This window comes from Microbulbifer maximicatervae (SeqCode), from assembly GCF_052468295.1.
The window spans coordinates 2,910,883-2,934,806 of record NZ_CP174340.1 but is presented as its reverse complement, the minus strand read 5'-3'; the positions used below and the strand labels follow the sequence as shown (position 1 = coordinate 2,934,806).

Here is a 23,924-nt window from a genome sequence, read left to right as displayed (position 1 = left end):
GTTACGCATAACTTAGCAAGAGTGGTAATTAGGAAAATTTTTATAACTCCAGTAGCGGGGAGATAGGAGTGGTGGTATTTGCTTCAGGTGTATTGTACGCGAACAAAAGGCCGGGTAGTAGGTTGGGGGTGTGGGTTTCTTGAATTAAGAAGTCTGGCTGATCTTAATCGGTACAACAGATTCAATTGAGTGCTAAGTCTTTAACACTTTTATATGATTTTTACTGGCCAAACCTATGGGGAATCGAGGCTATTTTCGAAATTGTCTGGCTGGAGTTTGCGATAAGGTTATAAGGCGTGTCGGAAATGTGTATTCTGATAGTCTCTGTATTGATGTTTGGTTATGTCAAGGTTAAGTTGCTGTAATTCCCAAGGGTTTTATGGTGTGTGAATCACTTATGGCAGGTGATTTGTGATGTATGGTTTGTTTTATTTTTGGACTGTTAAATTATTTCAAGGGGCGGAGATGGAGTTTGGAATGGTTTATAGATGGTTTATATGTAAATACCTATGGATTTTACTACTGTCTGTTGCTTTTTTGGGGGGGTGTACATCAACTCAAAAGTTGGTTAATTCAAGCTGGTATGAGGTAGAGACTAAGCACTTTCGTATAGTTACTAATGGTAATTCGGAGAAGGTTGAGAGGTTGGCTATCGACCTTGAAAGGCTGAGGGTTGTAGCGGAGAGGCATATAGGGTTTATACCGGATCAGCAAAAGCTAACCGTTTATGCCTTGTCGGATACGTTAAGTTTTAAGGGTGTTTCTGGTCGGGAGGATGTCCGCAGGGTTGTAGGTTTATTTCGTAATACCTCTCACGGTAGCTTTGCTCTTGTGAATTTGGCCGGAAATAAATATTACCCAGGTAATCCTGCACGTCAGATTTTATTTCACGAGTATGTGCATTTTCTTACTTATGGGCGCAGCTCATCTAACCTACCCTACTGGTATAGTGAGGGAATGGCGGAGGTTTTTTCTACGATCAACTTCCATGAGGATGAATATGAGCTTGGGATGATTCCAATAAGTCGAGCTATTACATTAGATTATTCGAAGGAATTGCCTTTAAAGATGCTCCTTGAGGCAAAAAATGGGTCTTTGAATGATAGGGATCGAGAAGCTTTGTATGCTAATGGTTGGATGTTAGCGCACTGGTTGATTTTTGACCCGCAGCGGGCAAAAGCTTTGGGACGGTATCTGAATGGCTACAACGAAGGCTTGGCTGGGGTGCGCCCACTTTGGGAGGAGCTTGGTATGACATTCGAAGAGCTTGAGTCACAATATCTTAGTTTACCTAGGTCCAAATTTGGGTACTTTAGAATGTCTATGCCCAAGATGAAAGAGGCTGAGTTTAATAGTACTGTAACGCGACTCCCTAAAAAAAAGGCGATTTTAGAAATTGCAAATTTTATGGCGATTACGGGTCAGGAGGTTGCCCAGTTAAAGAGTTTTATTGATTATGCTGAAAAGCAGGAGGTTCGTAGTTATGAGCTAAATTCTGCAATGGCGATTGCAGAATTGCAGGCTGGGAATTTTTCGAAGGCAAAAGAGTGGTTGGGTTCTATTCCTTTGGATTTCCATGGGGAACGCTGGTTTTTGGAGGTTCAGGCGCGTATAAGTTTGGCTGAAGAGCTTTCGAAACTTGAGGGCGTTAATTTAAACGCGATAGCAGATATACGAGATAAGTATGTCAAACTTGTTAATTCCCAAGATGATATACCCATCTATTGGTATGAGCTTGCGGTTGTAATGCAGGTGCTGGGGTACCCGCGAGAAGATTATTTTGAAATGCTTGAACAGGCTTATCTTCGTGCGCCTAGGGATACTAGAATAGCGTGGTGGTATGCGCATGAGCTTTATATTAGTCGTGATAAAAAATATTTTTCTCAGGTTGCAAGTCCTTTGATGGTGCAGCTTTCCAATTTGGAACGGGAATCTCGTCTAAATTCAATGCGCAGAGAGATTGAGAAAATACAAGGGCCTCGGTTGTCCGCTAAGCTCGTTAAGGAAGGATTGGGGGAATGGTTTGAAAAATACCAAAATGTGGCTGGGAAAAAAGCTGTAGCTTTAGCTTTGGATTTTAGGGGAGCCTTTGCTATAGGTTTCTCTGAAGAACATATCGATCAGCAAGTCGCAAATGATGATGCGCTTGGCCTCTGTGAGCGATATAGAAAACGATATAAGGTTTTTGGAAAGTGTCGCCTTTATGCCGAGGGTAACCAAATCGTAGACAAAAGCGCTATAGAAAGAAGGCTTTAGCATAGCTTTTGCTAGGGGCAGTATAAATCGTTTAGCTTTTTCTGGAGGCCTGTTAAGTAAGCTGCTGATAGTTTGGTTGTGGTGTGGCGGTGCACCTGAAGGGGTAACTCTTGAATCAGGAGCGGGTTGGTTGATCCGCTCCTTTCTGAATAGACAGAGTCGCTGGATGAAATTTAGTTAATTGCTTACTATATCCTCACTCTCATTCTGCCTATCGGGTTTGTGCTGATCAAACCAATATAAAATCGATGCAACTTTTGCAACTAACTGGCTTGGCCTGGCAGCGATACTGTGGGATGCCCCAGGGATGCGAACCATGGCAGCGTCAACGTCATTAAGTTTTAGTGCTTGATAAAACTGTTCTGTTTCTGACATCGGTGTGCGGTAGTCCTCTTCCCCGGTTAAGAGCATGGTGGGAGTGGTAACGCTTCCGACATAGGTGAGCGGTGAGCGACGGCGGTATTCCTCAGGTTTCTCCCAGGGCATCCCTGAGAACCAATAGCTGGTAAAGAATCTGGAATAATCGGCAGTTAAGACAAAGCTTTCCCAGTTGATGACAGGTTTGGCGACAACAGCGGCCCTAAAACGGTCAGTTTTACCAATGATCCAGGCTGTCAATGTGCCTCCGCCACTGCCACCAGTAACAAATAACTGCTCTTCATCAATATAACCTTGAGAAATTACAGCATCGACGCCAGAGATCAGGTCGTCGTAATCCTGGCTCGGGTAGTTATGGTGAATTAAGTTGGCAAATTCATGGCCGTAGCTGGTGGAGCCACGGGGGTTAGTGTACAGAACAACATAACCAGCAGCGGCAAATAACTGGACTTCGGCGGCAAATCTGGGGCCGTAATTAGAGAAGGGACCACCGTGAATTTCCAATAGAAGGGGATACTTCTTCTCGGGGTCGAAATTGGGTGGGTAAGCGACCCAGCCCTGAACATCTCGGCCATCAAAGCTCGATTTGTAGTTGATCTCCTCAATATTTGCCATCTCGCGCAGTGGCATCAGGTCGCCATTGAGCTCGGTGAGTGCCTGGGTTTTGCCGTTGCGCGCTAGAGCCAGTTCGGCGGGATTCTGAGGGGTCGTTTGTGTGTAGGCGATGTCCCCGCGTTTGGAGACTGCAAAATTGGCTCCGGAGTATGGGCGTCCCAGCGAAAGGCCTCCAGCGTCGCTGGCCATCAGGGTTTCGCTGGAACCAATTTTCTTGATGGCTATTTTGGTGGAGCCGTGATCGTCGTAGCTATAGGCAATTCGTTTGCTATCGCCCAGCCAGTGGAAGTTGGAAATGCTGCGATCCTTGGCAGTTTTTATTTTACGGGACTCCCCGCTATTGATATCCAGAATGTGCAGAGCATGTTGTTGGTATCCGAGCTTTTGATCCTCAAAGCCTAAATAGGCCAGCTTCGTACCATCTGGAGACATCTGCGGGTGATGGTCGGGACCATAACGTTCGGTAATTTGCTCGATACTGCCGTTTTGTAGGCTTACCTTGTAAATTTCCGAGTTCATCAGCTCGATTTCGTGATCGGGATGACGATTGGCTGAGAAGTAAATTGCACTATTATTTTTACTCCAGGCGAGACTGCTGTGGTGATCGTACTCACCTTCGGTAAGCTGGCGAGGAGTACCGCCCTCTCGAGGAATCACAAAAACCTGTACATGTCCCTGCTTTAAATAGCCCATGCCATCTGAACGATAAATGCTGCTGTCGATAAACTGTGGTGGCTTAGCCCACTCTGCGCCTTCCGGGGCACTGGGGAGCTGTACTGGCAGAGGTTTGCTTTCCGGTACGAACATAGTGAAAGCTATTTGCTTTCCATCCCGTGACCACTGGATATTTGAGGGGGATTTTGGCAGGTGAGTAATCTGCAGATTCTGGCCATTATCTAACCACAGCAGGTGGATCTGTGGGCTGCCACTGCGGGTGCTGATAAAAGCGATGGTCTTCCCGTCTGGGGATAGCTGTGGGGAGTAATCGGAGTAGTCTCCAGAGGTCAGAGGGCGGTGATCTTTGCCATCGGTACCGATACGCCAAAGGTTCGCGCGCTTGCCGTCTTTCATTTTGTTCATTGAGTTGCGGACGTAATAAATACTTTTCCCGTCACTGCTGAACTGAGGGCTACTCGCGTATTCGAGGTTAAATACATCCTCGTAACTAAAATTAGGTAGTTGGTTATCAGCGAGCGTAGGGCTGGCGATAAACATCGCTGCGACAATTTTTATTAGCCGGTTCATGATGATCTTTAGGCTCCTCCTTTTTGTTTCCTAGAGGATACCTGAGGAAGGGGGGCAAAGGGAGTGATTCGTTGACTGGTGTGCTCGATGGGATAATCCGTGATGGAGCAGCAGGCTGGCTGACCTGCTACTCCATTATTTGGCCGAATATGCCTGTAAAATTTTGAATTAGTTGGTTGCCAAGTCCTCGCTTTCATTTTCTCTATCGGGTTTGTGTTGATCAAACCAGTAGAGGGTCGAGGCTACTTTAGAGATTCTCTTGCTGGGTCTATCAGAAAAGTTATGGGATGTGTTTGGAAGGCGCACCATAGCCGCCTCTACATCATTTAACTTGAGTGCTTGGTAAAACTGTTCGGTCTCAGATATCGGGGTGCGATAATCGTTTTCTCCAGTCAATAGCATGGTCGGTGTAGTGACATTACCAATATATGTGAGTGGAGAGCGGCGTCGATACTCCTCGGGGGCCTCCCAAGGCATCCCGGAAAACCAGTAGCGAGTAAATATTTTGGAGTAATCGGCAGTTAGAACAAAGCTCTCCCAATTGATTACCGGTGCGACAACTACCGCAGCCCTGAATCGTTCAGTTTTACCAATAATCCAGGCTGTCAGTGTGCCGCCGGCGCTTCCACCTGTGACAAATAATTGATCCTCATCGATATAGCCTTGGGCGATAACTGCATCGACACCTGCCATTAGGTCATCGTAATCCTGGCTCGGGAAGTTGTGATGGATCAGGTTGGCAAACTCATTGCCGTAGCTGGTAGAGCCGCGAGGGTTAGTGTAGAGCACGACATAGCCTGCGGCGGCAAATAGCTGCATTTCGGCAGAAAAGCGCGGGCCGTAGTTAGATAGTGGGCCACCGTGAATCTCAAGTAACAGGGGGTATTTATTTTGCGGGTCGAAATTTGGGGGGTAGGCGATCCAGCCCTGGATATTGCGACCATCGAAGCTGGATTTATAGTTGATCTCTTCCACATGGGCCATATTGCGTAGAGGTATCAAATCACTGTTGATCGCCGTGAGAGTTTTTATCTTACCGCCACGAGAAATTGCAAGTTCTGCGGGAATTTGAGGTGTAGTTCGGGTATAAACTACGTTTCCAAGTTTGGAGACAGCAAAATCTGAAAAACTATAGGGCGCGCCTAGTGTCAGTCCACCAGCGTCATCCGCTATCAAGGTTTCCTTTCCGCCAATTTTCTTAATGGCAATTTTGGTTGAGCCATGATCGTCATAGCTGTAAGCAATACGCTTACTGTCAGCGATCCACTGAAAATCGGAAACGCTACGATCGCTGGCAGTTTTTATTAGCTGGTTTTTTCCACTAGCGAGGTCGATCACTCGCAAAGTGTTTTGGTGGTAGGAAAACCGCTGATCTTCATAGCCTAAATATGCCAGCTTTCTTCCGTCGGGTGAGATTTGAGGTTGAAAATCGGGGCCAAATCTCTCGGTTACTTGCTCAATATTTCCATCGTTGATATTTACCTTGTAAATTTCTGAATCCAGCAGTTCAATTTCATGATTTGGGTGGCGATTTGCTGAAAAGTAAATGGCCTTATTATTTTTGCCCCAGCTGAGCTGGCTGTTGTGCTCGTAGTCCCCACTGGTGAGCTGACGGGGAGTGCCTCCTTCACGGGAAATCATGAAAACTTGTGAATTACCCTGCTCTAAGTATCCCTGGCCCTCAATGCGATACAAGCTCTTGTCGATAAACTGAGGTGTTTCCTCCCACTCGCCCCCTTCTGGTGGTGTGGGAAGCTCCACTGGCAGCGGTTTGTTCTCGGGCACGAACATGGTGAAGGCTATATGCTGACCATCGTGGGACCACTGGATATTTGATGGGGCTTTGGGTAGATGGGAAATTTGCTCACTTTTACCATTGTCTAGCCACAACAAATGTATCTGGGGCTTTCCACTCCTGTCGCTGATAAAGGCAATGGTTTTTCCATCTGGAGATAGATGTGGCGAGTGGTCGTGAAAATTTCCCGAGGTTAGGGGGCGATGATCTTTGCCATCATCGCTGATATACCAGAGGTTTGCCCTTGTGGTATCTGCCATTTTGTTCAGTGAGTTGCGCACGTAATAAATATTTTTATCGTTAGCGCCAAACTGTGGATCGCTGGCGTACTCCAGGTCGAAGATATCCTCGTAGCTAAAATTGGGTGAATGTTCATTTGTATTTGCGTGGGTGGAAAATGCCGGGCTTGCTATAACTGCCGCAGCGATAAACGTTATAAACCTATCCATGGTCCGTGAGCTCCTTTTTATTGTTGGATTCAGCATATCGAAGGGATTGTGCCAGAGGGGATAAATACGCTGAAATGCAGTATTGAGGGGATAGTCAGTTTATTTGGCGTATAAACCTTTTGGAGTTTTGCTTTCCCAGCGAGGAAAGCCGGGGCAAGTCAAAAGTAAACTTGATACTTTCGCCTTTTTTGAGCCTGCAAACTGAGCCAGGTTAATCGAAATGGTAGCTCTGTTAATACTTTCCGATAAATATCTTTGTGGGTATCAAACTGGTCGACCCCAACCATTTCGTCACACTGTGTGAATAGTAGTTTTTCTGGTTTTAGTTCGGTAACCACAATTCTGGTGTGCACAGTTTTAATGAGAGCCGGGGTCAAGGTGTGTATTGGGCTAACGACACAAAGAGCGACCTACCACTAAGACGATAGCGGCTGTATTGAAAAGGGGGGTGAGCTACGGTACTTGGTGGTTTTGGGTTTCACTCTGCCATGTGTGGGCCGTTTCCTCTACGAAACTTCGATAGCTTCGCGGACCCTGCGGCAAAAGTGCGGCTTGAGCCTCGAGATCTTCCTGATGGATTGGGTGGCCGTTTGTTTTGAACCAGCGATGCATGACCAGAAGATCGAAATTCAGCCACGGAGGCACCATGGTTTCGATGCTGTTGGCAAATTCTTCCGGCGTTAGGTCAGGGTATATGACGGCGTGACCTAGTGCTATAGACCAGAGTGCGGCGGTTTCATTGCCGTTAGGGGCATCCAAACTCGACAAAAGAAATACTTCGTTCTTCGCCCTTATGTCTAAGAGTGCTGACGCTGCTGCGAGCGCAACATCACGGATATCAATACGTGCAACCGGGTGGGGCCCCAACGGCGTTGCATAAGCACCTGCAGTGATCACATCCTTCTGAACAAGATCATTCTGAGCGAAGTAGGTGGGCCGTAGTATCGTGTGCGCGATCCCACTTGCTCGCAGCGCTGTTTCAATGGCGAATTTTCCACCCGCATGGGGAATCATCGGTGCGCGAACTGCAAGATCACTCGATAGATAAACGATGTGCCTGGGGGGTGATTCAGCGGCGATAGCCAGTGTGGAGAGGCCTTGATGGGTCTCCTTGGGACCATTTGCGATGAGTAGAAAGACACTCTCAACTCCCTTAAATGCGGACCTCAGGGTGGAAGGGTCGTCCATATCGGCAATGACTGTATCAATATCATCGGGGAGACTTGCGGCATAGGCAGTCGATCGTGTGGCGACCCGGATCTTTGCTCCACTCGCATACAAGATCGGAATGAGGGCCCGGCCGACGTTTCCTGAGCCGCCAAAGATGAGGACAGTCATCGATGTAATCCATTGATGCTCAGGGCCAGACTGCGCAAAAGAATGCGCGAAAAGGTTTGTCGGCGTGCCACCCTACCGGGGTATTCAATGGTATGAAGAAGCTATCACCGGCGTGGAAGGTCTCCTCGCCGTTTGATGTTGTGACCCGTACCGCCCCCTCCAGCATACATATCAGCTCGCTCCGACTGAAATCTGTGATATCGCAATGAAAAGGTCCGGATATTAATGTGCCGACCTGGATCCTGCCATCACCAGACTCATATGCCAGATGCCGGGCTTGGTGTGGCTCTAGAGCGCTGAGACTGGTCTCTCTGCAGTCGTCTTCTGAAATATTTGGAAGCGGGCGCACGACTCTCAGCTTAGACGGATCAGTCTCTGCAGGATACTCATCATTGAATAAATTGATAAAGTACTTGCGGTAGTATACCGGCATGTCCCATGCGCAATTAAGGCCTTGCGGGAGGAAAAATGGCTCTCCAGCAGAGATAACTTCTTTGTGTCCTGTTTCGTCGATAATGCCGACGTGGCCCTCGATCAGAAGCATGAACTCAAAGAGTGGATAGGGATTGAGCCCTGTGCTGCTTCCGCCAGAGCAATCCCAGGTCCCAGTGCAGAGGCCGTTGCGCTCAAAGGCTTTATACCCTCGCTGGATAGGTGTCGGGCCGGTAAGAAAAGAGGGAGGGATGACAGCCCAGGACTCAAGGCCTTCGCCACTTGGGTTGTGCGGGTCCAACTTGATTACGCTTTTCATGGCGTCTTTCTCGAGGGCTCGAGTTGGTGGCAGGAGCCGCGCGACTCGAGAATCAGTGAGCGGTTGGTGGTCGTCGGCGCGATTCACTAAGTATCTCTGCCGCAACTCATTTAGTAGTCTAATCCAACTTGGCGATAGATGTTGCTCTCGATAAATTGTGTCGGCCCGAGCCACCCTGCACGGTCTGGAGCAATGAGGTGTTGTATTGGCAGAGTTGGCAAATACGCTGAATAGTAATATTCAAGAGGTAGCCAGTTTTTGGCAAGATAAACCTGCTGGAGTTTTACTGCCCCAGCCATGAAAGCCGGGGCCTCTCAAAAGAATACTTTGAGCTTTCGCCTTTATGAGCCTCTAGGTTGAGTCGGATTAATTTAAGTGAGTAACTCTTTTAAGACTTCCCGATAAATATCTTTAAGGATATCCAAGTGGTCGGCCTCAACCCTTTCGTCTACTTTATGGATAGTGGCATTTACCGGTCCCAGTTCTACGACCTGGGCTCCGGTAGGGGCAATAAAACGGCCATCGGAAGTGCCGCCGGCGGTCGATAGCTCCGTTTTTTCCCCAGTGATGGTGAGAATTGCCTGCTGAGTTGCCCGAACCAGTGGGCCTGCGGCAGTGAGAAAAGGCAATCCGGATAATTTAAAATTCGCCTCATACTTGAGATTGTGTTTATCCATAATTGCGCGGGCCCGAGTCTCAAGGTCTTCGGCGGTTAATTCAGTGGAAAAACGCCAGTTGCAGAGTAAATCCACTTCGCCGGGAATAACATTGGTTGCGCCGGTGCCTCCATTGATATTTGAAACCTGGAAGCTGGTTGCGGGGAAGAATTCGTTCCCCTGGTCCCACTCTTCGGCAGCGAGTTCAGCGAGAGCAGGGGCCAGGGTATGAATCGGATTCTCGGCCAAGTGAGGGTAGGCTACATGGCCTTGGGTGCCGAGAACTTTTAGTTCCAGGCCGAGTGAGCCCCTGCGCCCATTTTTAATAATATCGCCAACCCGTTCACTACTGGATGGCTCGCCGACGATACAGCAGTCAATCTTTTCTCCCTGTTCCTCGAGCCACTCGACAACCTTAACGGTGCCGTTTGTTGCGGGGCCCTCTTCGTCGCTGGTGATCAGAAATGCTATGCGACCACTGTGGTCTGGGTGTGCCGCAATGAACTCCTCACAGGCAACCACCATGGCTGCCAGGGAACCCTTCATGTCCGCCGCACCGCGGCCATATAGAAAACCGTCGCGAATTTCAGGCTCGAAGGGGGGGCAGCTCCAGTTTTCTTCTGGGCCTGTGGGTACGACATCGGTGTGTCCGGCAAAGGCGAGTAGGGAGCCTTCACTAGAGCCATCGCGTACAGCCCAAAAATTATCGGTGTCGTCTCTGCGCAATTTTGTTACCTGGAATCCTATTTTTTCCAGGCGCTGGATCATAAGGTCCATACACCCCGCATCTTCTGGGGTGACAGAGCGGCGGCGAATCAGGTCGAAAGCGAGTTGGAGGGTGGGAGTCACTTGGGCTTTCCTTGTATAGGGAGATGGGTCGCAAAGAAGCGGCTAGAGGGGTGGGATGCAGCAGTGCGGAACCGAAGTTCCGCACTGTGCAATTTTAATTGCTGTGTAGAGCTTCATTGAGCTCGATAGCACTCTTGTTGGTGAGACATTCCACTGCACCATTAGTGGAGTTGCGGCGGAATAGTAAATCGGATTTTCCGGCCAGGTCTCTGGCCTTGATGTGCTCTACCAGCTTGCCGCTGTCATCCAACAGGGCGATTTTGGTTCCAGCTGTAATGTAGAGCCCAGCCTCTACTGTGCAGCGGTCGCCAAGGGGAATGCCGATGCCGGCATTAGCGCCGAGCAGGCAGTTATCGCCTACCGAGATAACGATATTTCCGCCGCCGGAAAGCGTGCCCATGGTGGAGCTGCTGCCACCGAGATCGGAACCGGCGCCGACAAATACCCCGGCGGAAATACGGCCTTCAATCATGCCGGGCCCTTCGGTGCCAGCATTAAAGTTAACAAAGCCCTCGTGCATGATTGTGGTGCCTTCCCCAAGGTATGCGCCCAGGCGCACTCGAGCGGTGTGTGCGATACGAACCCCAGCCGGTACTACGTAGTTGGTCATTTTGGGGAATTTATCCACGCAGGAGACATCCAGGTACTCACCTTTGAGCCTTGCATCCAGTTGTCGCTGCGGTAATTCCTCGAGATCGATGGCCCCCTGGTTGGTCCAAGCGACATTAACCAGCTTGCCAAAAATACCATCGAGTTTGGTCTCATGGGGTTTTACCAGACGGTGGGATAGAAGATGTAGCTTCAGGTAGGCCTCGGGCACTGACTGCGGGGCTTCGTCAGTAGCCAAAATAACTACTGCGAGTGGTCTTTGGGAATTGGCAAATTGCTGCAGGATTTCCGCCTGGTCAGCGGCGCCTGCACTGTGGAGAGCATCGGCTAATTTCTGTAGCTGGGTGGAGTCCAGAGGCAGGCTGTGATTTCCCTCTGCCACGCCGAGCGTTTCAGTAACCGCGTTAGCGATTTCTGCACTGGGTTTAAACAGGGGTTTGGGATAGTAAACTTCGAGCCAGTCGCCCTTGCTGTTACAGGTGCCGACACCAAAACCGATGCTGTAAATATTGCTCATGGTGGTTATCTCCTAATTCGACTAGCTTTGCAGTTGTTCGAAGGTCGCCTCTTTAAAACCGAAAAGGGTTTCCTTTGAGGTGGTGGTGACCGGGCGTTTGATTAAGGTAGGGGTCGCACTGGCCAGATCTAAGGCGAGTGCATTGTCCATTTCGTTTTTCTGTTCATCGCTCAGTTCACGCCAGCTCGTTGAGCGGCGATTTAGGACCTCTTGCCAGCCAAATTTATCCAGCCATGCTTGAAGGGGGACATCTTCCATGCCGTCTACGCGAAAATCGTGAAAGCGATAATCGACTCCATTTTTCTCCAGCCATTTGCGGGCTTTTTTTACGGTGTCACAGTTTTTAATGCCGTACAGAGTAATCACGGTTACGCCTTTTTGGTTTTCTTGGGGTTTTTACGGTTGGGGTAGCAGGTTGTGCAGATTTCACAGACGGTGCCGTCGCAGCCCCGCGCAGAGCAGAACTCGCGACCGTAGAAAATAATCTGCAGGTGCAATTTATTCCACTTGTCTCTTGGGAACAGTCGCTTCAAGTCTTTTTCCGTCTGGGTGACATTTTTGCCATTCGTCAGGCCCCAGCGCTGGGCCAATCTGTGAATGTGGGTATCGACGGGAAACGCCGGGTGCCCAAAAGCCTGTGACATAACCACGCTCGCCGTCTTGTGTCCGACCCCGGGCAGGGTCTCCAGCGCGGCCATATTCTCGGGCACTTCGCCATGGTATTCGTTGATCAGGATCTGCGAGAGCTTGCTGATGGCTTTGGATTTTTGCGGTGAGAGGCCACAGGGGCGAATGACTTTTTGGATCTCCTCTACTGGGACCTGCGCCATATCCCTGGGGTTGTCTGCCAGCTGCCAGAGCGCTGGGGTTATCTGGTTGACCCGCTCATCGGTGCATTGAGCGGATAGGAGTACCGCAACCAACAGGGTATAGGAGTCTTTGTGATCGAGAGGAACGGGAGTTTCCGGGTAGAGTTCCTCCAGGCGCTGCAAAATATAAGTGACGCGCTCTTGCTTGAGTAGATTTTTTACTGCCATTGTTAAGGTATGCCTGGGCGTGGGGTTCCTGTATGTGCTCGAGTTGTCAGTTGTTCTTGAAAAGTGAGTTGGCCTTACCTGCAAAATGCCTTTATGCGGTGCGCAGCGTCGATGCACTCTTGCAGTGTCGCTACCAGTGCCAGACGCACATACTCGCGACCGGGGTTCAAGCCGATGCTATCGCGGGCGAGAAATGCACCGGGAAGTACCGTGATATTTTGCGCCTCATAGAGTTCCCTAGCAAAACGCTCACCATCCTCGACCTTGGGCCATAGATAAAAGCTTGCCTGTGGCTGTTGTACCTCTAGGCAGCCGTCGAGAATTTCGAGAACTGAAGAAAACTTTTCACTGTAAAGCGCGCGATTCTGGCGGACGTGTTCCTCATCCTGCCAGGCTGCGATCGAAGCATATTGATTGGGCAGCGGCATGGCGCAGCCGTGGTAAGTTCGATAGAGCAAAAACTTTTGCAGCAGATCGGCATCACCGGCGACGAAGCCCGAACGAAGCCCGGGTAGATTAGAGCGCTTTGATAGGCTGTGGAATACTACACAGCGACGAAAGTCTGTTCGCCCCATTTCCTCGCAGGCCTGTAATAATCCTACCGGCGGTGATGACTCGTCAAAATACAGCTCCGAATAACATTCATCGGAGGCGATGGTGAAATCGTAGCGGTCTGCCTTCTCTATCAGCTGTTTAAAATCTTCAGCTTCGAGAAGAGCGCCGGTGGGGTTGCCGGGAGAGCAGAGGTAAAGCAATTCGCATTGCTGCCAAACCGATTCCGGCACCGAGGTGAAATCTGGTTTGAATTGGTTTTCTGCTACACAGTTAATAAAGTGCGGCTGCGCCCCGGCGAGAAGGGCCGCGCCCTCATAGATCTGGTAGAAGGGATTGGGCATCAGGACTTTGCTGCCTGCGGAAACGGTCGCCTGGGCGAATGCAAAAAGTGCTTCCCGGGTCCCGTTCACCGGCAGGACCTGGCTATCTGCGCTCACATTGGATAGCTGAAAACGCTGGCGCAGCCAATTGGCGATCGCCTGCCGCAGGGGCTCTATTCCCTTGGTCAGTGGGTAGGCGGCAAGCTTGTCCAGGTGTCGAACAAGCTCTGCACTGACAAACTCCGGTGGCGCATGCTTGGGCTCACCGATGGACAGTGCAATATGCGGCTTGTCCGCCGCTTGGAGGCCCTCTTTCAGGGCTTGCAGCTTGGTAAATGGATAGAGCTGCAGCTGTTCCAGATTTGGGTTCATGGTCGTGAGCGGGCCTCGGGCGTTTTTTCGGTTAGGCGTCTTGGTTGTTCAGTTCCAGGCAAATGGCTTTTTCCAGTGCGCCGTTGGCCTCGATGTCGGTAAGTGGTGATCCCTCGGCGTCGGTAATGTGAAAAATATCTTCGACTCGTTCGCCGAGTGTCGAAATTTTTGCATTGTGCAGGCGCAGATCGTGGGAAATAAAAATACGCGCGATGCGGGCCAGCAAGCCGGGTCTGTCGGCACTGGTAATTTCCAGGGTGCTGTAATGATCGCCGGGCTCAGTGGAGAGATGAGCCTGGCTCTTCAATTCAAACATTTTAAGGCGGCGGGGCGTACGTCGCTGAATGATCTTTGAGTAGTCCTCAACCAGGGCCAATTCCTGCTGTAGAGTGTCGCGAATCTGCGCTAGGCGCTGGGGTTCGTCCAGTAGCGGTTGGCCCGCTTCATCCAGCACGTAAAAAGTATCCAGCGTATAACCAGAGGCAGAATTGTACAGGCGCGCATCGTGAACGTTCAGGTTGAGCATATCCAGCCCGGTAACCGCTGCGGCAAATACGTTGGCTCTATCAGGCGTGTAGACAAAAACCTGGGTAGCGCCATCGTGCTCGCCGGGCCCCGAGTTTCGCGTTAAAACCAGGGTGTCTTTTTGGCTGGTGTCAGGGCTGCTGTGCAGTTCGTGGATGGCTGAAGTGTGCCAAGTGATATTGTCAGCAGTTTCGCGAACAAAATAGTCATCCCCCATTTGTGCCCAGATATTTTCCACCGAAGCTTGCGGAAGTCCCATAGCGTCCAGTTTTTCCATTGCCTGGCAGCGGGTTTCCTCGATGATTTCTTCTCGGTCGATGGGGTTTTCCAGGCCTCGGCGCAGGGCGTGCCGGGTGGCCTGGTAGAGCTGGCGCATCAAACTGGCCCGCCAGCTGTTCCAGAGCTCCGGGTTGGTGGCATTGATATCTGCGACAGTGAGGGCGTACAGGTAGTCCAGGTGTTCGCGGTCACCCATCTCGCGGGCGAATGCGTGCACGACTTCGGGATCACTGATGTCCTGCTTCTGAGAAACCTGGCTCATCAATAGATGCTTTTCTACAAGCCAGCAAACCAGACGCCGGTCGCGGGCGGGCAGGTGGTGGCGCTGGCAGAATTCCGCTGCATCCACAACGCCCAGCTTGGAGTGGTCGCCACCGCGCCCTTTGGCGATATCGTGGTAGAGGCCGGCGATATACAGCAGTTCCGGTTGGCGCATGCGCTCGAGAATTTCCGCTGCAATCGGGAATTTTTCCCGCGCCTCGGGGCTCCGGAAGCTGCGCATATTGCGCACAACTTGCAAGGTGTGGGCATCCACGGTGTAGATATGGAATAAGTCGTGCTGCATTTGCCCGGTTACCTGCCCAAATTCTGGTAGGTATCGCCCGAGAATGCGGTAGCGGGTCATTCGGGATAGTTGGGTCGACAAGCCCCGGGGGGAGCGAAGCAGCTGCATAAACAACTGGGTATTTTTCGGATCTGCGCGGAACTGGTCGTCGATCAGGTGTCGGTGCTCGCGAATCAGGCGGATGGTGGAGGCCCGTACTCCGCTAATATCCGGGTTGTTGGCCATCAGCACGAAGATCTCGAGCAGGGCCGAGGGCTCCTGGTTAAATACCTGGGGGTGGGTAACCTCAATATTGCCGTCGCGCAGCTGGAATCGCTCATTTAGCGGAATGACCAGTTGGCTGCCTTTGCGCTGAAGGATGGCTTCGCCGAGATATTGGAGAAGTACATCGTTCAATTCCTGCAGTGCCATCACGATGCGGTAGTAGTTGTGCATAAACTGCTCAACGGCGAGCTGGGTGTCGCTATCCACATAACCGAATTGCTTCGCCAGTTCTCTTTGGTAGTCAAACAGCAGTCGCTCTTCCGCGCGGCCGGCGAGCAGGTGCAAGCCGTAGCGCACACGCCAGAGGAAGGTTTCCCCGGACTGTAATATGGCGAACTCTTCCTCGGTAAAAAATGCCTTGCCCTGCAGTTGCTTCAGGGTGCGCACTTGGAAAAAATATTTGGCAACCCAGGCAATTGTCTGGATATCCCGCAGGCCCCCGGGAGAGTTCTTAATATTGGGCTCAAGAATATATTCAGCAGCTTGCTGGTTGCTGTGCCGCTTTTTCTGTTCGGCGAGCTTGGCCTTGAAGAATTCTTCGGTGGGCCAGAGCCTTTTGTGTTCCATTTGCGCAGTTAGCTGCTCGCCAACAGTACTGTCGCCGACAACTGTGCGGGATTCGGTGAGGTTGGTGGCCACGGTGATGTCCTTCGCGGCCAACTCCAGGCACTCCTCGATATTTCGTACGGAGTGGCCGATATCCAAGCCCAGGTCCCATAAAAAGGCCACCAGGCGCTCTATGTTGTCGATGGTATCCGGGGTTGGGTGATCGCTGGAGAGGATGAGTAAATCGATATCGGAGTGGGGGTGTAGCTCTCCGCGCCCGTAGCCGCCCACAGCGAGAAGCCCTATATCGTCTCTCCACTCAAACTGGTGCCAGGCGTAATGCAGAAGGCAGTCTATAAACAAGGCTCGCTCGTGTACCAGCGTGACAACGTCCTCTCCCTCGCGAAAACGCTCTGCCATTTGCCGTTCGGCTGCGCCGACAGCATCTTTGAATATCTCCAGAGTGGGTTTGCCGCCGGAGCTTAAATCCCTGCGAAAACGGGACTGATCAAAGAAAAACAGGGGGCGTTCAAAATAGGGAGGGCTGACCGGCTGCATGGGAAGTCCGTTTGGCTCTTGGGCTGCCGCAGGTGGGGAGCGGCTTGGGTTCGGTTTGCGGAGATCCGCTACTGTAGTGCCGCGAGTAATGCACTTATTCCTCGCGGCCCGTCAGTACGGCTTTAGAAGTTCTCCTCGCTGCGTGCTGTGAGCACTTCTACGCCGTCGCTAGTCACAGCCATGGTGTGTTCCCATTGGGCGGAGAGGCGGCGGTCCTTGGTTACCGCAGTCCAGCCATCTCCCAACACTCGCGTGGCCGCTTTGCCTGCGTTAATCATGGGTTCAATGGTGAAGGTCATACCCTCTTTGAGTACTTCCCCAGTTCCCGGCTGACCGTAGTGAAGAATTTGTGGGTCTTCATGGAAGACGTCGCCGATGCCGTGTCCGCAGAAGTCGCGTACCACTGAGTAATAGTTTTTCTCAGCGTGCTGCTGGATGACGTGGCCAATATCGCCGAGGGTAGTGCCGGGGCGGACAATTTCGATGGCCTTGTACATGCACTCCTGGGTGATTTGTACCAGGCGTTCAGCGTGGGCGGCGGGCTTGCCGGCAAAGAACATCTTGCTGGTGTCACCGTACCAGCCATCTTTGATCACAGTTACATCGATATTGATGATGTCGCCCTTTTTGAGAATTTTGCTCTCGGAGGGGATGCCGTGACAGACCACTTCGTTAACGGAGGTGCAAATAGACTTTGGGAAGCCGCGATAACCGAGGCAGGCCGGGATCGCTTTCTGTACCTTCACGATGTGTTCGTGGCAGCGTCGATCCAGTTCTTCGGTAGTGACTCCTGGAACGACATACTCGCCAATCATTTCCAGCACCTCTGCGGCGAGGCGGCCTGCGGTGCGCATCTTGGCGATTTGTTCTGGGGTCTTAATGGCTGAGGTCATGCGTATCCTTTGTTTCTGGGTTGGGGCGGGTAGCGCCCAAGAGGCGGGCTATTGTAGCGGATTGCTGGCTGTAGGACACATTTTGCCGCTATTGGCGCAAGGATGGCTCAGGCGTCCCGCCAATAGCATTGAGGCGTGATCATTTGCGCGAAATCGGTGCCAGTTCTTCACTATGGGGTGCACTTGTGGTATAAAGCGCGCCGCCTGGGGATACTCCCTGGGCGAGTAAAAGCCGCACACGCATCGACACATGTGTCTGGGTGCCCTGAAAGGGGTTGACGCATGGGATACGTGGAGGACTAACCCGTATATAGAGGTTTATTATGCCGCAAGTAAGTATGCGCGATATGCTGCAGGCTGGTGTTCACTTTGGTCACCAGACCCGCTACTGGAACCCGAAGATGGGTCAATTCATCTTTGGTGCCCGCAACAAGATTCACATCATCAACCTTGAGCACACTGTACCGGCTTTCAACGAAGCCCTGCAGATCATCAAGGGTATGACTGCTCAAAAGAAAAAGATTATGTTTGTTGGTACCAAGCGTGCTGCACAGAAGTCTATCAAAGAGCAGGCAGAGCGTTGTGGCCAGCCTTATGTCAGCAACCGCTGGCTGGGTGGTATGCTCACCAACTACAAAACCATCCGCGCTTCCATCAAGCGTTTCCGTGAGCTGGAAGCCCAGTCTCAGGACGGTACTTTCGAGAAGCTGACCAAGAAAGAAGCTCTAATGCGTACCCGTGCCATGGATAAGCTTGAGCGCTCCATCGGTGGTATCAAGGATATGGGTGGCCTGCCTGACGCGATCTTCGTAATCGACGTTGAGCACGAGCGCATCGCTATCCAGGAAGCTAACAAGCTGGGTATCCCCGTAATCGGTGTTGTCGACACCAACAGCGATCCCGCTGGTGTTGATTACGTGATCCCCGGTAACGACGACGCTATCCGCGCAATCAAGCTGTACACCACAGCTGTAGCCGACGCAGTACTTGCTGGTGCTGCAGAAGCTGGTAACACCGTTGCGAAGGACGAGTACGTCGAAGCTAACGATGACGAAGCCGCTGCAGAGTAATTTGCAGGGCTAAGTGGTGTAACACAGTCGTTTTACACTGCGAACTCAAAAAGGGGCCCGAATTACGGCCCCTTTTTTCTAATTTTTAGTGACAGAACCCCGAGGATTGAATCATGGCGATTACCGCGTCTATGGTAAAAGAACTGCGCGAGCGCACCGGCCTGCCGATGATGGAGTGTAAGAAAGCTCTGACGGCTGCTGATGGCGACATCGAAAAGGCGATTGAAGACCTGCGCAAAGCCTCCGGCCTGAAGGCCGCTAAGAAAGCTGGCCGCACCGCTGCTGACGGCGTTGTTGCCGCTAAAGTTGCAGAAGATGGCAGCTACGGCGTACTGGTTGAAGTGAACTCCGAGACTGACTTCGTTGCTCGCGATGAAAACTTCCAGGCGTTTGTTGCCAAGGTTGTGGAGAAGGCATTTGCCGATCGCCAGCAAGACGTAGCTGCCCTGATGGAAGGCGAGCTGGAAACTGCTCGTGAAGCTCTGGTTCAGAAAATCGGTGAGAACATCGGCGTGCGTCGTATCGAGCTGGTTGAAGCTCCAGTTGTAGGTGCTTATGTTCACTCCAACAACCGCATCGCTGCCCTGGTAGCTCTGAGCGGTGGAGAGGTCGAGCTGGCCAAAGATGTTGCCATGCACGTGACTGCAGTTAACCCGCAGGTGAACAAGCCGGAAGATATGCCTGCTGACGTCCTGGAAAAAGAAAAGGACATCATCAAGGCTCAGCCGGATATGGAAGGCAAGCCGGCTGAAATCGTAGAGAAAATGATGGGCGGTCGAATCAAGAAGTTCCTGAAGGAGAACAGCTTGGTAGAGCAGCCTTTCGTTAAGAACCCGGACGTAAGCATTGGCAAACTGGTTAAAGATGCCGGTGCCGATGTGGTTTCCTTTGTTCGCTACGAAGTGGGTGAAGGTATCGAGAAGGAAGAGGTGGATTTCGCAGCGGAAGTTGCGGCCCAGGTTAAATCCTCTTCTTAATCGCATATTATTGGGTGCCCTCGGGCGCTCAATCGCAGTGGGGTGCTTCCGCTGGGGTTTCTTACCTACAGCGGAGCACCCCTCTGTGTAAATGACTGAAATTGTTGTAATGTTCAGCGGCAAGGCCTGGCCACTAACAGGTACATTGAAGGGGACTAACGAATGCCCGGTATTAAAGACCGCAAGTATAAGAGAATTTTGTTAAAGCTCAGCGGCGAAGAGCTGATGGGTGATCAGGGTTTCGGTATCAGTCCCAAGGTGCTGGACAAAATGGCCCTGGAGATTGGGCAGCTGGTTGGTATCGGGGTCCAGGTGGGCCTGGTTGTTGGCGGTGGTAACCTGTTCCGTGGCGCTGCGCTGAGTGCGGCCGGCCTCGATCGTGTTACTGGTGACCACATGGGGATGCTCGCTACGGTGATGAATGCCTTGGCGCTACGCGATGCCCTGGAAAGATCTGACATCTCCTCGAGAGTGATGTCCTCGATTCAAATGAGCGGTATTGTCGATCACTACGATCGCCGTGCGGCTATTCGCTACCTGGAGCGTGGCGAAGTTCTGATTTTTGCTGCCGGTACCGGCAACCCTTTCTTTACCACTGATTCTGCAGCTTGCCTGCGCGGTATCGAAATTGAGGCTGAGCTGGTTCTGAAGGCCACCAAGGTCGATGGCGTCTACTCTGCTGATCCCAAGCTCGACCCGACAGCAACTCGCTATGACCAGTTGACTTACGATGAGGTTCTCGACAAGAAGCTCGGCGTGATGGATTTGACCGCTATCTGCCTGTGTCGCGAGCACAATATGCCTGTACGTGTATTCCGCATGGATAAAAGCGGGGCGCTGTTGAATATTGTGGTTGGCGGCGTGGAAGGCACCTTAATTGAAGAGGAAGTGAAATCGTGATTGAAGATATAAAAACAGACGCGAAAGCTCGTATGGGTAAGGCACTTGATGCCCTGGCTGGAAATTTCAACAAGATTCGCACCGGCCGTGCACACCCGAGTATTCTCGATGGCATCCACGTCTCCTATTACGGTTCTGATACTCCGTTATCTCAGGTTGCCAATGTTACTGTTGAGGATGCGCGCACTCTCTCCGTAACTCCCTGGGAGAAAAACCTGGTCCCGGATATCGAAAAGGCCATTATGAAGTCCGATTTGGGCCTCAACCCCAGCACAGCTGGTGCGGTTATCCGTATTCCAATGCCTATGCTGACCGAAGAGACCCGCAAGAACTTCACTCGTCAGGCAAAAAGTGAGGCAGAGACCGCGCGGGTTTCCATTCGCAATATTCGTCGCGATGCGCTGGCGGACGTGAAGTCACTGGTCAAGGATAAGGAAATTTCTGAGGACGATGAGCGCCGCGCAAGTGACGACATTCAAAAAATTACCGATCAGTTTGTCGCTGATGTGGATAAAGCATTGGCAGCGAAAGAAAAAGATCTGATGGAAATTTAATGAGCATCGGTGGTACCGAGCTAAATGCTCCCGGCCCACGTCACATCGCCATTATTATGGATGGCAATGGGCGCTGGGCTGCCCGCAAGGGCCTTTCCCCTTCAGCCGGCCACAAGGCCGGTGTCGAGCGTATCCGCGACCTGCTTTCAGCTTGTAAAGCCCGCGGTGTTAAAGCGCTTACTCTGTTCGCCTTCTCCAGCGAGAATTGGCAGCGCCCCCCGAAGGAGGTCGAGCTGCTGATGAGCCTGTTTAACTCCTATTTGCGCAAAGAGGCCCGGCGGATGCGGGAGGAGGGGGTTCGCCTGAGAGTTATTGGTCGACGGGACCGATTTTCTCCTCGCTTGCAGCGCGCTATAGCCGAAGCGGAAGATATCACCCGCGAAGGGACTGAGGGCGACCTGATAATTGCGGCTGATTACGGCGGGCGCTGGGATATTGCCCAGGCGGCCCGCAGATTGGCTCAAGAGGTTGCCGATGGCACGCGCTCCCCAGAGTCGATTACTGAGGATGGACTTGGCGAATACGTACAACTTCAAGATCTGCCGCCGGTAGACCTTTTGATCCGCTCCAGCGGTGAGCAGCGTATTAGCAACTTTATCCTCTGGCAGGCCGCTTACAGTGAATTCTATTTTACTGATACGCTTTGGCCCGACTTTGACGAAGCCGAACTGGATAAGGCTATCGCAGAATATGAGTTACGTGATCGCCGCTTCGGCGGTCGCGCGGAGGGGGATGACGCGATCGCTCAGGCGTGATCCGGGCAAGTCTGCGGCGCCAGGCTTGCTATACAAATTGGTTGGAAATCTTTGCCGACACGCTCTTGATCTGTACAGAGTATCCAGACAGAGTGGTCAAGTTACTAACAAAGGGGTTTGCGGTGCTAAAACAAAGAATAATTACTGCTTTGGTGCTATTGGCACTGTTTATGGGGGTATTGTTTTTACTTCCAATGCAGTGGTTTTCACTGATATTTGTGGCGGTTATCTTGCTGGCGGGCTGGGAGTGGGCCAACCTCTCGAATTTGAATCGAGCCTTGCGCTTCGTTTTTTTGGCCGCATTGGGGTTAACCCTAATGGTCACGGCTCAATACGTCTTTTCAATGAATTTTGATGATCCAGATATCGATCGCGGCCGCCAGATTCTGGCCGTGGCCTGTGGTTGGTGGGCGCTCGCTTTCTTGTGGGTGCAGAGCTACCCGTCCAGTGCTGCTCTGTGGGGCAACCGGTGGGTACGCGGCCTGATAGGCCTTGTTGTGTTAGTTCCAACCTGGTTGTCACTGGTAGTTTTGCGGGGCTTGGATCACGGCGCCTGGCTGGTTCTTTATGTGGTGGCGATCGTTGCAGCGGCGGATGTCGGTGCTTATTTTGTCGGCCGCAAGTTTGGTAGGCGGAAGTTGGCTAGAGAAGTTAGTCCGGGCAAGTCCTGGGAGGGCTTTTTCGGTGGCTTGGGTGCTTGCTTGATTTTGGCCCTCGTAACTTCCTACCTATTTGAGCTTCCACTGAAAAATACTGTCTTGTTCACTTTTGGTGTCTTGGTTACTGCACTGGCTTCAGTTATTGGGGACCTGGTGGAGAGCATGTTTAAGAGGCACAGAGGGATTAAGGACAGTAGTCATATGTTACCGGGGCACGGTGGCATCCTCGATCGGATAGATAGCCTTTCCGCGGCTCTTCCAGTGTTTACGATGGCCGCACTAGCGAGCGAGCTGCCGAAATACTTGTAGAGGCGTTTCCGCTCCAGCTTTGTGTTTTATTCGCTAGCGCCCAGCTTAATGCTGGGCGTGCAATTGTTTGGTGGCAGCAATATTGCTATCAGAGGTACGAAAAGGGCCTATGCAAGTAATTCCCCCGCAACAAATTACCGTTCTCGGCTCCACTGGTTCGATCGGCGTGAGCACCCTGGATGTGTTGGCGCGACACCCGGAAAAATATTCTGTTTTTGCCCTTACCGCCCGTGAAAGGGTTGCCGACCTTGCTCAGCAGTGTCGGAGGTTTAATCCTCAATATGCTGTTGTTGTCGATGAGGCGCGAGCTGAAGAGTTGCGAGTACTGCTTGGCGATGAAGTGGATACGGAAGTCCTCAGTGGGGTGGAGGGCTTGTGTCGTGTTGCCTCCGATACTCAGGTCGATACAGTCATGGCGGCGATCGTAGGAGCTGCGGGATTACGCCCAACCTTGGCGGCAGCAGACGCGGGCAAGAAAGTGTTGCTGGCGAACAAGGAGGCGCTTGTTATGGCGGGCCCAATATTTCAGAGGGCCTTGAATAAGAGTGGTGCGCAACTATTGCCGATTGATAGTGAGCACAATGCAATCTTTCAATGTTTGCCATTCCCCTGTGAGGATCTCGAAGCTGCGGGCGTGGAAAAAATACTGCTTACGGGTTCGGGCGGGCCATTTCGCACACGGGCTGCGAATGAGTTGGGGGCGGTGACGCCGGATGAAGCTTGTGCACACCCCAATTGGTCGATGGGCCGGAAGATTTCTGTTGACTCCGCCACAATGATGAATAAAGGGCTCGAATTTATAGAAGCGTGCTATTTGTTTAATGCGCGCCCTGAGCAGATTGAGATAGTCGTGCACCCCCAGAGTATTATTCACTCGATGGTACAGTACCGGGATGGCTCTTTACTGGCGCAGATGGGTAATCCGGATATGCGCACGCCTATTGCCCATGCCCTGGCTTTTCCCCAGCGCATTGATGCAGGGGTGCCAGCTTTGGACCTGATTGCGCAAGGCAGGCTGGATTTTGAGGCCCCGGATTTTAATCGTTTTCCTTGTCTGCGTTTGGCGCGAGAGGCTGTAAATGAGGGAAAAAGTGCTCCAACAGTCTTAAATGCAGCGAATGAAATTGCAGTAGAAGCCTTCTTGGAGGGGCGTTTAGCATTTACTGATATTGCATTGGTGATAGAAAAAGTGATGAATAGGGCTCCCGTTGTTGAACTGTCGGGGCTCGAGGCAGTCGAAGCCATTGATTTCAATGCGCGAGAACTGGCCAAGCAGGCGCTTGCCGCCCTCTAAACACATTGCCCGGCGTATAATGGCCGCTAAATTG

Annotated in this window: 19 protein-coding genes; 8 read left to right on the top strand and 11 right to left on the bottom strand. The window is 51.6% G+C overall.

Features of this window, described 5'->3' with window-relative positions; genetic code table 11:
- Positions 1–414: 414 nt before the first annotated feature.
- The gene (locus tag ACJJIQ_RS13370) at positions 415–2,256 is read left to right on the top strand and encodes a hypothetical protein (RefSeq protein WP_445362152.1); all 1,842 of its coding nucleotides are present in this window, start codon (positions 415–417) and stop codon (positions 2,254–2,256) included.
- A gap of 177 nt (positions 2,257–2,433) precedes the next feature.
- Here ACJJIQ_RS13370 and ACJJIQ_RS13365 read toward each other — a convergent pair whose 3' ends face one another.
- From ACJJIQ_RS13365 to map, 11 genes are all read right to left on the bottom strand, one after another.
- Positions 2,434–4,494 carry a S9 family peptidase gene (locus ACJJIQ_RS13365; RefSeq protein ID WP_445362151.1) on the bottom strand — a complete coding sequence of 687 codons (2,061 nt, stop codon included), beginning with the start codon at positions 4,492–4,494 and terminating at the stop codon, positions 2,434–2,436.
- 168 nt (positions 4,495–4,662) lie between these two features.
- A complete protein-coding gene (locus ACJJIQ_RS13360) occupies positions 4,663–6,738 on the bottom strand; it encodes a S9 family peptidase (protein ID WP_445362150.1) in 2,076 nt (691 codons plus the stop codon).
- Positions 6,739–7,191: 453 nt separating this feature from the next.
- Positions 7,192–8,076, bottom strand: coding sequence for an SDR family oxidoreductase (locus ACJJIQ_RS13355; protein ID WP_445362149.1), 885 nt, complete (start codon positions 8,074–8,076; stop codon positions 7,192–7,194).
- A 19-nt stretch (positions 8,077–8,095) separates the two neighbouring features.
- Positions 8,096–8,827, bottom strand: coding sequence for a cupin domain-containing protein (locus tag ACJJIQ_RS13350; protein ID WP_445362148.1), 732 nt, complete (start codon positions 8,825–8,827; stop codon positions 8,096–8,098).
- 371 nt (positions 8,828–9,198) lie between these two features.
- Positions 9,199–10,332, bottom strand: a complete 1,134-nt coding sequence (gene dapE / locus ACJJIQ_RS13345) for a succinyl-diaminopimelate desuccinylase (RefSeq protein ID WP_444893178.1) — start codon at positions 10,330–10,332, stop codon at positions 9,199–9,201.
- Between the two features lie 94 nt (positions 10,333–10,426).
- Positions 10,427–11,458, bottom strand: a complete 1,032-nt coding sequence (gene dapD, locus ACJJIQ_RS13340) for a 2,3,4,5-tetrahydropyridine-2,6-dicarboxylate N-succinyltransferase (RefSeq protein ID WP_444893179.1) — start codon at positions 11,456–11,458, stop codon at positions 10,427–10,429.
- Positions 11,459–11,479: 21 nt separating this feature from the next.
- Positions 11,480–11,824, bottom strand: coding sequence for an ArsC family reductase (locus ACJJIQ_RS13335; protein WP_108734022.1), 345 nt, complete (start codon positions 11,822–11,824; stop codon positions 11,480–11,482).
- Positions 11,825–11,826: 2 nt separating this feature from the next.
- Positions 11,827–12,495 carry an endonuclease III gene (gene nth / locus ACJJIQ_RS13330; RefSeq protein WP_413662821.1) on the bottom strand — a complete coding sequence of 223 codons (669 nt, stop codon included), beginning with the start codon at positions 12,493–12,495 and terminating at the stop codon, positions 11,827–11,829.
- 74 nt (positions 12,496–12,569) lie between these two features.
- Complete coding sequence (gene dapC, locus ACJJIQ_RS13325; RefSeq protein ID WP_445362147.1) at positions 12,570–13,742, bottom strand: succinyldiaminopimelate transaminase; 1,173 nt, start codon at positions 13,740–13,742, stop codon at positions 12,570–12,572.
- 31 nt (positions 13,743–13,773) lie between these two features.
- On the bottom strand, positions 13,774–16,479 hold the full coding sequence (locus tag ACJJIQ_RS13320; protein WP_445362146.1) for a [protein-PII] uridylyltransferase: 2,706 nt from the start codon (positions 16,477–16,479) through the stop codon (positions 13,774–13,776).
- Positions 16,480–16,601: 122 nt separating this feature from the next.
- The gene (gene map / locus ACJJIQ_RS13315; RefSeq protein ID WP_282933678.1) at positions 16,602–17,372 is read right to left on the bottom strand and encodes a type I methionyl aminopeptidase; all 771 of its coding nucleotides are present in this window, start codon (positions 17,370–17,372) and stop codon (positions 16,602–16,604) included.
- 323 nt (positions 17,373–17,695) lie between these two features.
- Between map and rpsB the strand changes: the two genes are divergently transcribed.
- The 7 genes from rpsB (at position 17,696) to ispC (ending at position 23,890) form a co-directional block, all read left to right on the top strand.
- Positions 17,696–18,442 (top strand): 30S ribosomal protein S2, encoded by a 747-nt coding sequence (gene rpsB, locus ACJJIQ_RS13310; RefSeq protein ID WP_282933677.1) that lies wholly within the window; start codon positions 17,696–17,698, stop codon positions 18,440–18,442.
- 113 nt (positions 18,443–18,555) lie between these two features.
- Positions 18,556–19,419: a translation elongation factor Ts gene (tsf, locus tag ACJJIQ_RS13305; protein WP_108734016.1), complete on the top strand. Its 864-nt coding sequence runs from the start codon at positions 18,556–18,558 to the stop codon at positions 19,417–19,419.
- A gap of 162 nt (positions 19,420–19,581) precedes the next feature.
- A complete protein-coding gene (gene pyrH, locus ACJJIQ_RS13300; protein WP_282933675.1) occupies positions 19,582–20,319 on the top strand; it encodes a UMP kinase in 738 nt (245 codons plus the stop codon).
- On the top strand, positions 20,316–20,873 hold the full coding sequence (gene frr, locus ACJJIQ_RS13295) for a ribosome recycling factor (protein ID WP_282933674.1): 558 nt from the start codon (positions 20,316–20,318) through the stop codon (positions 20,871–20,873). Before pyrH ends, frr begins: the two co-directional genes overlap by 4 nt.
- Positions 20,873–21,628 carry a polyprenyl diphosphate synthase gene (gene uppS / locus ACJJIQ_RS13290; protein WP_445362145.1) on the top strand — a complete coding sequence of 252 codons (756 nt, stop codon included), beginning with the start codon at positions 20,873–20,875 and terminating at the stop codon, positions 21,626–21,628. The genes frr and uppS overlap by 1 nt, the downstream gene beginning before the upstream one ends.
- Before the next feature lie 122 nt (positions 21,629–21,750).
- Positions 21,751–22,596: a phosphatidate cytidylyltransferase gene (locus tag ACJJIQ_RS13285; protein WP_445362144.1), complete on the top strand. Its 846-nt coding sequence runs from the start codon at positions 21,751–21,753 to the stop codon at positions 22,594–22,596.
- A gap of 109 nt (positions 22,597–22,705) precedes the next feature.
- Positions 22,706–23,890 (top strand): 1-deoxy-D-xylulose-5-phosphate reductoisomerase, encoded by a 1,185-nt coding sequence (gene ispC / locus ACJJIQ_RS13280; RefSeq protein ID WP_445362143.1) that lies wholly within the window; start codon positions 22,706–22,708, stop codon positions 23,888–23,890.
- Positions 23,891–23,924 lie beyond the last annotated feature (34 nt).